This is a genomic window from Kribbella amoyensis (assembly GCF_007828865.1).
Classification (GTDB): domain Bacteria; phylum Actinomycetota; class Actinomycetes; order Propionibacteriales; family Kribbellaceae; genus Kribbella; species Kribbella amoyensis.
Map to the genome: position 1 here is coordinate 4,518,760 of NZ_VIVK01000001.1, position 12,859 is coordinate 4,531,618.

Consider the following 12,859-nt stretch of genomic DNA (forward strand, 5'->3'; position numbering starts at 1 on the left):
GCCGAGCGCTCGGATCAGAAGGTGTGCTCGTCGGCGGGGAAGGTGCCGTTGCCGACTTCGGCGGCGTACTGGGTGGCGGCCTGGGTGAGGATGCCACGGAGGTTCGCGTACTGCTTGACGAACCGTGGCATCGGGCCGGAGCGCAGGCCGGCCATGTCCTGCCAGACCAGCACCTGCGCGTCGGTGTCGCGGCCCGCGCCGATACCGATCGTCGGGACCGGGATCCGCTTGCTGATCTCGGCCGCGACGTCCCCCGGCACCATCTCGAGCACCACCGAGAACGCGCCCGCCTCCGCCAGCGCGACGGCGTCGTCGATCAGACCGGCGGCCTGGTCGCCGCGGCCCTGGACGCGATAGCCGCCGATGCTGTGCTCGCTCTGCGGGGTGAAGCCGATGTGGGCCATCACCGGGATGCCCGACTGCGTCAGCTTCTCGACGGCCGGGACGACGGTGCGCCCGCCTTCCAGCTTCACCGCCTGGACGCCCGCCTCCTTCATGAACCGGACGGCCGTGTGGAACGCCTGCTCGGGGGAGGCCTGGTACGACCCGAACGGCAGGTCCGCGACCACGAGGGCGCGAGGTGCCGCGGTGGCCACCGCACGGGCCAGCGGGATCAGCTCGTCGACCGTGACGCGGAGCGTGGTCTCGTAGCCGAACACGTTGTTCGCCGCGGAGTCGCCGACCAGCAGGACCGGGATCCCGGCCTCGTCGAAGATCTCGGCGGTGTACTGGTCGTACGCCGTGAGCATCGCCCACTTCTCGCCGCGGTTCTTCATGTCCCGCAGGTGGTGGACGCGGTACTTGCGCGGCCGCTTGCTGCCTTCACCCGTCGACGCGGAGCCACCCGATGGCGGGGTGCTGGAGGCGGTCGGGGTGAGGGGCTGGCCCAGGTTGCCGGTGGGAGTCGGGTCGACCTGAGCCGCGGGCTGGGCCCGGCGTGCCGCGCGGTGCGCCCTGATCGACTCGGTACGCACCTGGCTCGGCGCGTCCTGCTGCACGTCCGCCCGGCGACGCGCGCCGACCGGCTTGCTCTCCGATGCGGTGCTCTCGTACTCCGCGCTCGGGTCGGTCGGGTAGCCGTTCGTCGCCGAGTTCGACCGGGCCGGACCCTGCGGTCCGGTCTGCGCACCCGACTGCGGCCCAGGCTGCGAGCCCGACAACGCCTCAGCCTCTGCGCCGGCCTGCGAGCCTTGCTGTGATCCTTGCTGCGGCCCGGCCTGCGATCCCTGCCGGGACCCGCCCTGCGAGCCCAACGGCGACCCGGCTTGTGAGCCTGACGGCGAGCCCGACTGCGATCCTGCGTGCGGCCCTGACTGCGAACCTGACGGCAAGCCTGGGTGCGGGCCCGACGGCGCCGCGGCCTGCGATTCACTGGGCGATCCCGGCCGGGATCCGGCCTGCGAACCTTGCTGCGGAGTCGAGGGCGGCGCGGACTGCGCGGACGACTGGGCCGAGGACGACTGCGGTGCCGCCGGCGGCGCTGTCTGCGGAGGAGTCGGCTGCGCCGCGGACGGCCGGTGCTGTTGCGGCGCGTGCGGGTGGTGCGGCCCGTTGCTGGGTGGCGGGGGAGCACTGCTCCCACCACTGAGCCCATTGCCGGCACGGCTCAAACCGTTGCTGCCGTGACCAAGTCCGTAGCTGCTGCCGTCGTCGCCGAGGCCGTTGCCGCCGGTGAGGCTGTTGGCGGAGCTGAGTCCGTTGCTGCTCAACCCGTTCGACGCCGACGGCGGCGTGTTGCTGCCTTGACCCGGGCCCGGGTTGTTCCAGCCGTTGCTGCTGGATCCGTTCGAACCGTGTGGCGCGGACACACCGTTGCTTCCGGGTGGTCCAGCGGGACGCGGTGCCTGCTGTGACGGTCCGCCTGGTCCCTGCTGCGGGGGTCTGTTCTGCGGTGCGCCGGTCCCGTTCTGCCCCGGCTGCGGTGCGAACGGACTCGGCCGCCCCTGCTGCTGCTGAGGTTGCGGTGGCTGGCCCTGAGGCGTCGACGGCCGGAACGGGTTGGCCTGCTCCTGGTACGACGACGGCGCGAACGGCGACTCGTCGTACCGCTGAGGGTCGGCCTGCCGGGACGGCTCGTCGTACGACGGCTGCTGGGGCTCGGCGGACTGGCTCGGGTACCCGCGCTCCGGGCCGGACAGGTATGGCGGCTTCGGCACGTACGGTTGTTGCGGTACCGGGCCGCGTTCGTAACTGCGGGGCGCGTTCGGCAGGGACGGTGAGGGGTCGAGGCCCTCGAGTGAGGTGGGCCGGTCGCGCCAGCCCGCACCCGAGTCGTCGCCGGAGTAGCCGTAGTCGGCGCGCTCCTCGGTTGTCCGGTTCTTCGGTCCGGTCCCGTACGGCGCCGGCAGTTCGTCGTCGGCGTCGCCGTTGGTACCGGCCGACAGGAAGTTGTCAACCATGTCTTCATCGTCCCACCGTTGCGGAGGGTGAGCACCACCGGCTGTGCGTGAGCGGTCGCTCACGTCGTCGGCGGGCAGGCCGGAGCGATCCGGGAAGTCCTCGGCAGGACTCCACGGGCTGTCGGAGGAAGGGCGGTTCCGCCATGATCCACTCAGTTGTCGGCCGCCTTTCGCGCGTCCTCACGCCAGGCGCTGGTGATCGGGAGCCGGCGGTCCCGGCCGAACGCCTTGTGGGTGATCTTCGGGCCCGGCGGGAACTGCCGCCGTTTGTACTCCGCCTTGTCGACCAGCTGGATCACCTTGCTCACCAGCTCCGGGTCGAACCCGGCGTCGACCAGCTCGGCACTGCCGCGGTCCTGCTCCACGTAGTCGTCGAGCAGGTCGTCGAGCAACTCGTACGGCGGCAGCGAGTCGGTGTCCTTCTGTCCCGGCCGGAGCTCGGCCGACGGCGGCTTGGCGATCGCGTTCGACGGGATCGGCGGCTGCTGGCCGCGCTTGCGCGCCTCGGCGTTGCGCCATTTCGCCAGCCGCCAGACCGCCGTCTTCGGCAGGTCCTTCAGCGGTGCGTACCCACCGACCGCGTCGCCGTAGATGGTCGAGTAGCCGACGGACAGCTCGGATTTGTTGCTGCAGGCAAGCACCAGGTGGCCGTCGGCGTTCGACAGCCCCATCCAAATCACCGCCCGGACCCGGGCCTGCAGGTTCTCCTCGGCCAGCCCGGTCAGGCCGAGCGTGTCCAGGAACGGCTGCACCATCGGCTGGATCGGGATCACCCGGTAGTTCAGCCCGGTCCGCGCGGCCAGCTCGGCGGCGTCGTCGCGGGAGTGGTCGCTGGAGTACACGCTCGGGTTGGAGATGCCGAAGACGTGCTCGGCCCCGATCGCGTCACAGGCGATCGCGGCGACCAGGGACGAGTCGATGCCACCGGACAACCCGAGCAGCACCGACTTGAAGCCGTTCTTGCGGACGTAGTCGCGCAGCCCGAGCACGATCGCGCCGTACATCTCGGCCTCGTCGGACAGCCGGGGCGCCTGCGCGGCCTCGATCGGCTCGTACGCCGGCAGCGGCTCCTCGTGCAGCACGGTGTGCACGATCGCGATGCCCTCGTACTCGCCGTGCGGCGTCCCGGTCGGGGCGGGCAGGTCCAGGTCGACCACCATGCTGCCCTGCTCGAACTGCGGGGCGCGGGCGATCACCTTGCCGTCGGCGTCGGCGATCAGCGAGTCGCCGTCGAAGACCAGCTCGTCCTGGCCGCCGACGAGGTTCACGTACGCGAGCGAGCAGCCGGCCTCGCGGGCCCGCCGGGTGACGAGCTCACCGCGGAGGTCGTCCTTGTTGGCTTCGTAGGGCGAGCTGTTCACGACGAGCAGCAGGCCGGCCCCGGCCGCGCGGGCCACGGCGACCGGGCCGCCGTCCTGCCAGAGGTCCTCGCAGATCACCAGGGCGACGTCGACGCCGTGGATCCGGATCACCTGCAGGGTGTTACCGGGGACGAAGTGCCGGAACTCGTCGAAGACGCCGTAGTTCGGCAGGTGGTGCTTGACCGCGGAGGTGATCACCTGGCCGCGGTGGATGACGGCGGCCGAGTTCGTCGGGGAGCCCTTCGGCCGGCCGAGCCGGTCGAGCCCCATCGCGGTCCCGGTCGCGCGGTCGAGGTACCCACAGACCACGACGACGTCGCCGAGTCCTTCCTCGTCGAGCCGTTGCGCGAGCCACCGGACCTTGGCCTGGGACGCATCCACGAACGAGCCGCGCAGGGCCAGGTCCTCGACCGGATAGCCGGTCAGCGCGAGCTCCGGGAAGGCCACCACGTGCGCGCCTCGCTCGACCGCGTTGCGCGTCCACGCGACGAGCTTCTCGACGTTCCCGTCGAGATCACCGACCGTCACGTCGAGCTGAGCGAGAGCAAGGCGTAGCTGAGGCACGGGAGCACCTTACTGGTTGAGACGCGTCCGCGCCTTCACACCTGTGGACCGTTCGCCGGGTCCGACGACGGATCGGCGACGAAGGTTCGATCCGGTCGATACTTTCTGCGGCTGTGGCCCGGACCGGTGGTCGCTTGACTGAGTTTGTGACGACATTTCGGGAAGGGCCGACCGAGGTCCGGGAGCGCGCCCTCGGACCGGATCTGGCGCGCGGGTTCATGTTGCTGTTCATCGCGCTGGCGAACTCGCACTACTTCGTCCGCGGGACGTCGTACTTCGGCGGCTTCCCGCAGGACGGCGGGGTGGTGGACCGCGCGATCAGCTGGACGATCGCCACCTTCGTGGACGGCCGGGCGTTCCCGATGTTCGGCCTGCTCTTCGGGTACGGCGTCGCGCAGATCGTCCGACGGCAGAGCGGCCGTCCCCGCGACACCCGGCGGTTGCTCTGGCGCCGCAGTCTCGTTCTCATCGTCCTCGGACTCCTGCACGGCACGCTGTTGTACGTAGGCGACATCCTCGGCGCGTACGGCGTACTGCTGCTGCTCGGCGCGTGGACGGTGCGGTGGAAGGACCGGTGGTTGTGGATCATCGCCGTCCTCGTCTTCGTGCTGACCGCGTTGCCGAGTGACGGGTCGCTGGCGATCACCACGGATGGGCCGGATGTCTCCATGGTGCCGCCGGACCTGGCGACCCAGTTCGTCGAGCGGATCAAGGTGACGCCACTGATCGCCGCCCTCGGGCCGATCGGGTTCGCCGGTCCGTTCCTGATCGGTCTGTGGGCCGGTCGCCGCCGGATCCTCGAGTTCCCGGACCGGCACCGGACCCTGCTCCGCGGTACCGCGATCGTCGGCATCACCGCGGCCGTCCTCGGGGCCCAGCCGGTCGCGTTGATGATTGCCCGGGTCATCGACCGGCAGGACCACCTGGACTACTTCGGCCCGCTGCACGACGCGACCGGCGTCCTGGGCGGCTTCGGGTACGCGGCCCTGATCGCGTTGTGGTCGATCCGTCTCGCCGACGCACCCGGCCCGATCACCCGCGCGATCGCGGCGACCGGACAGCGATCCCTGACTTGCTACCTTGCGCAGTCGGTGGTGTGGACGATCGTGTTCACCCCTTACCTACTGGACCTTTCCGACGACCTCGGCATCACCGGCACCGCAGTCCTCGCGACCGCGACCTGGGCCGCGACGGTCCTCGCCGCCGACCGCATGAACCGCGCGGGCTACCGCGGCCCGTTCGAGCTACTGATCCGCCGCTTCACCTACCGCTCGAAGCAGAGGGTGCCGTCGAGATAAGAAGAACCTCCGGCCGTGGTTCGGCGTCGCAGGCCGTACCCGTCCGGAGGTTCTCCGTCCGATCTACACCGTCAGCAGTACCAGTTGAACCAGTAGCCGCTCGTCGGCAGGTAGTAGATCGGGTCGACCTTGCACAGGAAGCGCTTGAACTCGCTCTGCTTGGCCACACAAGCCGGCCGGTTCCACCCACAGCCCCAGGTGCCCTTGCTCGCGGTCACGACGGGACCGGACGCGGCCGGTGTCGTCGTTGCGTGGGCGCTGGCGGCCGTGGCGACCGGCAGTACGAAGCCCGCGGCCGCGATACCGGCGACGGCGAGCATGCGCTTGGCTCGAACCATGTCCTCAACTCCTCAGGGGAAAAAGCTTGGACTGACTGCGGGGAAGCGAAGCAGTGCCGACTGCCGCCGAACTGTCGGCCCGCTGCCGTCGCGCCAGCACGAAGGCAGGGCGTAGGTGCGAGGCTGACGTCATGGTGCGTTACTGCTTCAAGTGGAACTACGCCGACAGTTGCCCTGGCGACCTGCTGACCGAGGAGGAGGCGCGTTCGCGCGACAGTGCGGGTGAGGAGTACACCGCGGTCCTGCCGCCTCGGGACGGGACGACCGCGCCGGTACTGGTGACGGTCGTGCGGAAGACCGGTGTCGTGGTGGTGACGTTTCTCGACGAGCCGGGGCGGAAGGCGGCCGAGTACACCTTCCTGAAGAAGACCGACCCGAGGCTGTTCCTGTCCCGCGTCAGTTTGTGGGGTTATCCCACCGACGAGCCCGGGCTGCGGCTTTCGAGTTCGTCATGGCACGAGACGGTGAACTATCGCGAGGACGGCACCGTCAAGCGGGTCGTGAAGAACAAGGTCGAACGGTCCCAGGAAGTCTTCGAGTACACCGACGTGCCGATGGACTCGCAGTGGGAGGACCTTCCGGTGTTCGGCAACTACCGATCGATCGCCCGGTACGAACGGGGCTGACGTCGGCAGCACTCACCAGGAGCTGCCACCACCGCCACCTCCACCACCGCCCGCGCCCGCTCCACTGTCGAACCCGGACGACGTACCACCACCGCCCCCGTACGAGTTGGCGCGATCGTCCGCGTAGGCAGCAGCTCCCGGGCCCGATCCGGTGACGAGGGTGCCGGCCATGAACGCGGCGACCGTGCGCCGGAACTTGCCGACCCGGAAGAGCCCGATCGTGCTCCAGAACCGGACCGGGTCACCGCCGGCCAGCATCTGCTCCCACCGATCGCCGAGGTCGAGCGTCATCGCCCAAGGCAGGAACTCGATCAGCTGCTGCTCCGGTACCGCGTCGGCGGGCACGTCGGCCAGGTACGCGCGGAACCGCCGCACCTCCACCGCCAGCTCCCGTCCTCGCGAGGTCAACCGGCCCCGCGAGACCACCCGGCGCAGAACGTAGACCGCGAGGCCGGCCACCAGGACGACCGCCGCGATCAGGACACCGTCGAGCGGGCGCTGGGTGGCCGTCTCGGTGATCGCGCCGGCGAACCCGAGCACGGTGGCGATGATCGGTACCGCGATCGCGATCCGGGTCAGCCGGCGTCCGAGGGTCCGGCCGAGCACCGGTGGTTTCCGCCGGGCCGACGGCAGCTCGTGGTACCAGCCCTTGGTCGCCACCTCTTCGCGCAGTGCGGTGACCATCGCCTTCTGCGCGTCGAGCAGGCGGCGGTTCTCCTTGAAGCGGCGCCGTAGTTGGACGGTCGAGCCGGGCTTGAGGAGTGGAAAGAGCCCCTTCAGCAAGGCACGGTGATGCGGCCGCTTCGCCAGGTCCGAGTCCACCAGGACGAGGGTCTGCGGTGCGTCGTCGTCCTCGGCGTCCTCCTCCTCGATCCGCAGCGCGCCGAGCAGGCCGAGTTCGAGGATGGTCGCCTGGGTGGCCTCGGGATGCAGGGTGGAGTTCACCAGGAGGCAGGCCTCGGCGACGCTGATCGGCGGGGGAGTCGTCACCGGTTTGGGTCGCTCGCCCCGGCGGTTCCAGCGGAAGTACGCGGCGACAGCGGCGACGAGGGCGAGGATCACGGCGAGGACCGACCCGAGCACCCGCACCAGCGCCCACGAGGTGAGCGGCGGCGGCTCGGCGGCCGGCTCGATCAACGGGACGTCGTGGGCGACCTGGCCGGGCCGGATCGCGGCGACGATCGTGAGCTGCTGGCCGGGTGGCAGCACGCCGTGCCCGTACCGGCCGCGGCCGTCGGCGACTTCGGCGCGAGCGCACGGGCTCTCGGTGGTGACGACACCGGCGAAGCAACCGACTCGGGTGACGCCGCCGGGGACGTCGACGGTGACGTCCACCGTCTGCAGGGGTCCGGCCCAGTTCCGGCCGGTCGCGTCCCAGTACAGCTCACTGCGATCGTCGAAATGCCGCAGCGCTCCACGGACCTGGTAGCTGATGACGTACGTCGCGGTCGGGCCGGTGACCGTGCGATCGGCGGACCCGATGCGAACCCGCTGGACCTCGGTCCGCCGGCCGCCCAAGGTGAGTCGCTCGAGCTGGACCGAGGCGTCGGCGCCACTCGGGCTGCTCGCGCGCACGTCGGACACGTCGTACCGCTGGTCCTGGTGATCGTCGAACGGCTCCCGGACGAGCAGGTCGCGGACGATCCCGTGGCGCCCGGAGCGGGTACCGAACCGGTACACGATCTTCTCCTCGACGTGCAGCACGCCGGCGGAGTCGACCCGGTACGTGACCGAGAACGTGTCGACCTGGTCTCCCGAGGGCCGGGGCGGTTTCGCCGCCGCGGCCGGGGCGGCCAGCCCGAGGGTGGTGGCCGCCAGCGCGAGGAACACCCACAGCAACCGGCATCTCATGCCCGAATAGATGCGCGCGGTGGGCCCGCGGTTGCATGGATCAGTCGAGCGTGTCCGGATCGACGGCGGCGGTGTACGAGGTGATCGCGGTCAGGTTGCCCTGGGTGAACTCCAGGATGTCGCACGAGGAGATGAACGACGACTGCCACAGCTGGTCGACGTACCGGGTGACCGCGTCGACGACGACGGCGTCCGCGCTGGCGATGGTCTTGAACCGGAGGAACTGCTTCGAGCTGCGCGCCATCCGCTCCAGCGCACCCTCACAGGCCACCACGACCTCGTCGCGCCCCTGCAACCGGGCCGCCCCGACCAGCGTCCAGGTCACCTGCGGATGAAGGAACGGATAGACCTCCGAGTACCGGTGCGTGGCGAAGGCCTCCGCCACCTGCTGAATCGTCGCCATCCCGCGATCCTCTCAGAGCCGGACCCCCAACACTCACCAACCTCAGGGTCAGTCCGCGGCGCCCGCTGGTGGACCGCTTGATCACGCGCAGTGCTGGTGGTTCGTGAGTGCTGGGGGTTCGGGCTGTGAGAGTGGTGTGTAATGGCGGGCGTGACGAAGGGTGATGGCGGGGTGGTTCGGCTCGGGGTTGCTGGGCGGGTTGTCCGGGTGCTGGTGGTCGTGACCGGGATCGTTCTGCTGGTGAACGGGTCGGTGCGGGCCACGGACGACGTCTGGCCGTTCGGGCCGATGTCGCAGTACGCGATGAGCGTGCCGGACGACGCCTCGGTCACCTACACGCGGATCGACGCGCAGACCGACGCCGGGACCACCGTGGACGTGCCGCTGAACATCGAGGGCGCCGGGGTCGCGCGGGCCGAGATCGAGGCGCGGACCGGGGAGATCGTCAAGGACCCGTCGTTGCTGCAGCAGGTCGCCGACGGGTGGGCCCGCAAACACCCGGACAAGCCGAAGTACGTGAAGCTCGAGCTGATCCGCGACACCACCCAGCTGGTCGAGGGCCGGGTGGACGGGCCGCCGACCTCCGAGGTCCTCGCGACCTGGCAGGTGCGCCGATGACCGCGACCACGAGCCCGGACACGAGCACGGACAGGCCCAGCAGGGTGAAGGCGGTCGCGGGCTGGTTCACACCGGCGATCGCGCTCGGCCGGATCGCCTGGCTGCGGACGGTGCTGTACCTCTTCGTCATCCTCGACATGCACGCGTTCGTCCGCGACACCCGGCTGAAGGGCGAGCACCCCGGCCTGTACCAGCCGCTGTTCCTGGCCCGCCTGTTCGACCTGCCGAAGCCGTCGGTGACGAACACGACCATCCTGTACTTCGTCCTGATCGCCGCCTGTCTCCTCGGGGCGAGCAACCGGCTGCCCCGGCTGGCGGGCTGGATCGTGGCGCCCGCGTTCACCTGGTGGGTGCTGATCGGGATGAGCGACGGCAAGGTCGACCACGACCACCTCGCGCTCGTGGTCGCGCTCTGGGTGCTGCCGACCGTCAAGCCAGCCGCCCGCGGCTTCAGCGCGTACGGCGACCAGACCCGGTCCGAGGCGGCCGGCTGGGCGATCCGGTGTGTCCAGATCAGTGTGATCGCGACGTACTTCCTGTCCGCGGTCGCCAAGCTCCGCAGTGCCGGCTGGGCCCTGACCTGGCCGGGCAGCGCGGTCCTGACCTGGGCGATCGTGCGGCGCCCGCATCCGGTCGGGGAGTGGCTGCTGCACCATCCGTGGATGCTGCACGTGATGCAGTGGGTCGGGTTCGTGGCCGAGCTGCTGTCGCCGGTGATCCTCTGGCTCAAGGGGCGCTGGCAGTTGCTGGGGGCCCTGTTCTTCGTCGGCTTCCACGCGGCGAACACCGCGATCCTGCTGATCCACTTCCTGCCGACGGTGGTGTGCTGGCTCGCCTTCGCGCCGATGGAGCGGATCGTGCCGTGGTTCCGCCGGCGGCGGGCGGCCCGGGCGGGCGACGCGCCGACGGAGCAGGCGACGTCAGGTCGCGACGCCGGAGAGCCCGAAGACCAGGCCGAAGAAGGCCGGCAGGCCCAGCAGCAGCCCGGCGCGTAGCCGGAACCGGCGGCCGCCCGGGCCCGGCGTCCGGACGATCCGGGACAGCACTGCCCCGGCGTACCCGAAGACCAGGGCGGCGAGCAGGATCCGGACGGTCGGCAGGGTCTCGCCGTCGGAGGTGAGGCCGAGCGTGACCAGGCCAGGACAGCAGAACGCGAACATGCCGAACCCGAGCTCCGGCAACGGCAGCCAGCGGCGGCCGAGGACGTCGAGTTCGGCGGGGCGGCGGCGCTGGACGGACCGGACGAACCGCCCGGTGCTGAGCAGCAGATCACTCATGCAGAGCACGGCCGCCACGATGAGCGCGGTGTGGAAGATCGTCTGCACGGGAGAACGTTAGGCCCCTCACCACCGGGTTGTCCCGGCCTGCACGTAACGTCTGCTTAACAGAGCGGGGGCACACTGTGTGAGGTCCCGCGGATTCGTCTGAGAAGAGAGGTGGACACGCCGATGGACAAGCAGCAGGAGTTCGTCCTGCGGGCGCTCGAGGAGCGCGACGTACGGTTCGTACGGCTCTGGTTCACCGACGTGCTCGGCTTCCTCAAGTCGGTGGCGGTGGCGCCGGCCGAGCTGGAGGGTGCGTTCGCCGAGGGCATCGGGTTCGACGGGTCGGCGATCGAGGGGTTCGCCCGGGTCACCGAGGCGGACATGCTGGCCAAACCGGATCCGTCGACGTTCCAGATCCTGCCCTGGCGGGGCGAGACGATGGGGACGGCGCGGATGTTCTGCGACATCAACATGCCCGACGGCTCGCCGTCCTTCGCCGACCCCCGGTACGTGCTGAAGCGGACCCTGGCCAAGGCGGCCGACCTCGGGTTCACCTTCTACACCCACCCCGAGATCGAGTTCTACCTGTTCAAGTCGCTGACCGGCGCGCCCGGCACGGTGCCGGAGCCGGTGGACTCGTCCGGGTACTTCGACCACACCCCGCAGGGCATCGGCAACGACTTCCGCCGCGAGGCGATCACGATGCTGGAGTCGATGGGCATCTCGGTCGAGTTCAGCCACCACGAGGGCGGCCCGGGTCAGCAGGAGATCGACCTGCGGTACGCCGACGCGCTGAGCACCGCCGACAACATCATGACCTTCCGGGTGGTGGTGAAGGAGGTCGCGCTCAGCCAGGGCATCAACGCGTCGTTCATGCCGAAGCCGCTGAGCGACCAGCCGGGGTCCGGGATGCACACCCACATGTCGCTGTTCGAGGGCGACCGGAACGCGTTCTTCGAGGGCGGCGCGCAGTACCAGCTGTCCAAGACCGGCCGCGCCTTCATCGCCGGGCTGCTGCACCACGCGGCCGAGATCACCGCGGTGACGAACCAGTGGGTGAACTCGTACAAGCGGCTCGCCGTCGGTGACGAGGCGCCGTCGTTCGTCTCCTGGGGCCACAACAACCGGTCCGCGCTGGTCCGGGTGCCGATGTACAAGCCGCACAAGGGCCAGTCCAGCCGGGTCGAGTTCCGTTCGCTGGACTCGGCGGCGAACCCGTACCTCGCGTTCGCGCTGATGCTCGCGGCCGGGCTGAAGGGCATCGAGGAGGGCTACGAGCTGCCGCGCGAGGTCGAGGACGACATCTGGTCGCTGACCGACCGGGAGCGCCGCGCCCTCGGGATCAAGCCGCTGCCGAGCAGCCTGGCCGAGGCGATCAGCGCGATGGAGGACAGCGAGCTGGTCGCCGAGACGCTCGGCGAGCACGTCTTCGACTTCTTCCTGCGGAACAAGCGGGTCGAGTGGCAGGACTACCGCCGCCAGGTCACCCCGTTCGAGCTGAACAAGCTGCTGCCGGTCCTGTAGCGGCTCAGCCCACGCGGACGTCGGTGATCGTCACCGGCGTCCGCGGCCTACCATCGGCGCCGATGCCGCCGGCAACCACATTGTCGAGCACGCCGATCCCGGCGACGACTCGGCCGACCACGGTGTACCGCGCGGGTAGGTCGACCTGCTGATGGACGACGAAGAACCTGCTGCCGTGTGAGCCCGTACCGGACAGGGCCACCGTGCCTCGTGGATACGTCTCGCGCCCGCTCGCCTCGGCGCGGAAGGTGTACCCCGCGTCGGCCGGCGCGCATTCCAGCAGCGTGGCCGTGAGCCGGTCGCACGACGTCCCGTCGTAGAACCCGCGCAGCGCGAGGTGGTCCAGGCTGTGCACCGCGCACGGTGCCTGCCGCCGATCCAGCTCGAGCTCGATCGGTCCGGCGCTGGTGTCGACCACCACCTTGACCAGGCCCAGCGTCGGCGCGAGCGAGTACGGCGGCCGCTCGGCCCCGGTCGCCGCCGTCCGGGTGTAGGTGCAGGTGTGGAACATCGGTGACGCGGCCTGCGCACTGGCGATCCAGCCCTCCAGCGCGAACGCGAGAGCGGCGACAACGACGATTGCGAGGACCCGCTTCCATCGACGCATAGTGA

Annotated in this window: 12 protein-coding genes; 5 read left to right on the forward strand and 7 right to left on the reverse strand. The window is 70.2% G+C overall.

The window, feature by feature from the left end:
* Positions 1–14 precede the first annotated feature (14 nt).
* Both panB and FB561_RS21315 read right to left on the reverse strand, forming a co-directional pair.
* Positions 15–2,399, reverse strand: a complete 2,385-nt coding sequence (gene panB / locus FB561_RS39300; protein WP_475422032.1) for a 3-methyl-2-oxobutanoate hydroxymethyltransferase — start codon at positions 2,397–2,399, stop codon at positions 15–17.
* 152 nt (positions 2,400–2,551) lie between these two features.
* A complete protein-coding gene (locus FB561_RS21315) occupies positions 2,552–4,324 on the reverse strand; it encodes an NAD+ synthase (RefSeq protein WP_145809269.1) in 1,773 nt (590 codons plus the stop codon).
* 146 nt (positions 4,325–4,470) lie between these two features.
* Here FB561_RS21315 and FB561_RS21320 point away from each other — a divergent pair, with 146 nt between their 5' ends.
* Positions 4,471–5,622 carry a DUF418 domain-containing protein gene (locus FB561_RS21320; RefSeq protein WP_238334952.1) on the forward strand — a complete coding sequence of 384 codons (1,152 nt, stop codon included), beginning with the start codon at positions 4,471–4,473 and terminating at the stop codon, positions 5,620–5,622.
* 71 nt (positions 5,623–5,693) lie between these two features.
* Here FB561_RS21320 and FB561_RS21325 read toward each other — a convergent pair whose 3' ends face one another.
* Positions 5,694–5,960 (reverse strand): hypothetical protein, encoded by a 267-nt coding sequence (locus FB561_RS21325; protein WP_145809271.1) that lies wholly within the window; start codon positions 5,958–5,960, stop codon positions 5,694–5,696.
* A gap of 131 nt (positions 5,961–6,091) precedes the next feature.
* On the opposite strand from FB561_RS21325, the gene FB561_RS21330 reads away from it, so the two are divergent.
* Positions 6,092–6,586: a hypothetical protein gene (locus tag FB561_RS21330; protein ID WP_145809273.1), complete on the forward strand. Its 495-nt coding sequence runs from the start codon at positions 6,092–6,094 to the stop codon at positions 6,584–6,586.
* Between the two features lie 12 nt (positions 6,587–6,598).
* Here the strand turns inward: FB561_RS21330 and FB561_RS21335 are convergent, their stop codons facing one another.
* Positions 6,599–8,437 carry a DUF2207 domain-containing protein gene (locus FB561_RS21335; protein WP_145809275.1) on the reverse strand — a complete coding sequence of 613 codons (1,839 nt, stop codon included), beginning with the start codon at positions 8,435–8,437 and terminating at the stop codon, positions 6,599–6,601.
* A 40-nt stretch (positions 8,438–8,477) separates the two neighbouring features.
* Positions 8,478–8,840: a nuclear transport factor 2-like protein gene (locus tag FB561_RS21340; RefSeq protein WP_145809277.1), complete on the reverse strand. Its 363-nt coding sequence runs from the start codon at positions 8,838–8,840 to the stop codon at positions 8,478–8,480.
* A 141-nt stretch (positions 8,841–8,981) separates the two neighbouring features.
* On the opposite strand from FB561_RS21340, the gene FB561_RS21345 reads away from it, so the two are divergent.
* Together FB561_RS21345 and FB561_RS21350 are read left to right on the forward strand one after the other, a co-directional pair.
* Positions 8,982–9,458 carry a hypothetical protein gene (locus tag FB561_RS21345; RefSeq protein ID WP_145809284.1) on the forward strand — a complete coding sequence of 159 codons (477 nt, stop codon included), beginning with the start codon at positions 8,982–8,984 and terminating at the stop codon, positions 9,456–9,458.
* On the forward strand, positions 9,455–10,453 hold the full coding sequence (locus FB561_RS21350) for an HTTM domain-containing protein (RefSeq protein ID WP_145809292.1): 999 nt from the start codon (positions 9,455–9,457) through the stop codon (positions 10,451–10,453). The genes FB561_RS21345 and FB561_RS21350 overlap by 4 nt, the downstream gene beginning before the upstream one ends.
* Here FB561_RS21350 and FB561_RS21355 read toward each other — a convergent pair.
* Positions 10,379–10,783 (reverse strand): hypothetical protein, encoded by a 405-nt coding sequence (locus tag FB561_RS21355; protein WP_145809300.1) that lies wholly within the window; start codon positions 10,781–10,783, stop codon positions 10,379–10,381. The genes FB561_RS21350 and FB561_RS21355 overlap by 75 nt on opposite strands.
* Before the next feature lie 123 nt (positions 10,784–10,906).
* On the opposite strand from FB561_RS21355, the gene glnA reads away from it, so the two are divergent.
* A complete protein-coding gene (gene glnA / locus FB561_RS21360) occupies positions 10,907–12,247 on the forward strand; it encodes a type I glutamate--ammonia ligase (protein ID WP_145809308.1) in 1,341 nt (446 codons plus the stop codon).
* Between the two features lie 4 nt (positions 12,248–12,251).
* Here glnA and FB561_RS21365 read toward each other — a convergent pair whose 3' ends face one another.
* Entirely contained in the window at positions 12,252–12,854 is a 603-nt protein-coding gene (locus FB561_RS21365; RefSeq protein ID WP_202880692.1) for a peptidylprolyl isomerase, read from the reverse strand.
* Positions 12,855–12,859 lie beyond the last annotated feature (5 nt).

Excerpts from the sequence above, each read along its gene's own strand:
- panB (WP_475422032.1), bottom strand. The coding sequence starts at position 2,399 with ATGGTTGACAACTTCCTGTCGGCCGGTACCAACGGCGACGCCGACGAC.
- FB561_RS21325 (WP_145809271.1), bottom strand. The coding sequence starts at position 5,960 with ATGGTTCGAGCCAAGCGCATGCTCGCCGTCGCCGGTATCGCGGCCGCG.
- FB561_RS21330 (WP_145809273.1), top strand. The coding sequence starts at position 6,092 with ATGGTGCGTTACTGCTTCAAGTGGAACTACGCCGACAGTTGCCCTGGC.
- FB561_RS21335 (WP_145809275.1), bottom strand. The coding sequence starts at position 8,437 with ATGAGATGCCGGTTGCTGTGGGTGTTCCTCGCGCTGGCGGCCACCACC.
- FB561_RS21340 (WP_145809277.1), bottom strand. The coding sequence starts at position 8,840 with ATGGCGACGATTCAGCAGGTGGCGGAGGCCTTCGCCACGCACCGGTAC.
- FB561_RS21345 (WP_145809284.1), top strand. The coding sequence starts at position 8,982 with ATGGCGGGCGTGACGAAGGGTGATGGCGGGGTGGTTCGGCTCGGGGTT.
- FB561_RS21350 (WP_145809292.1), top strand. The coding sequence starts at position 9,455 with ATGACCGCGACCACGAGCCCGGACACGAGCACGGACAGGCCCAGCAGG.
- glnA (WP_145809308.1), top strand. The coding sequence starts at position 10,907 with ATGGACAAGCAGCAGGAGTTCGTCCTGCGGGCGCTCGAGGAGCGCGAC.
- FB561_RS21365 (WP_202880692.1), bottom strand. The coding sequence starts at position 12,854 with ATGCGTCGATGGAAGCGGGTCCTCGCAATCGTCGTTGTCGCCGCTCTC.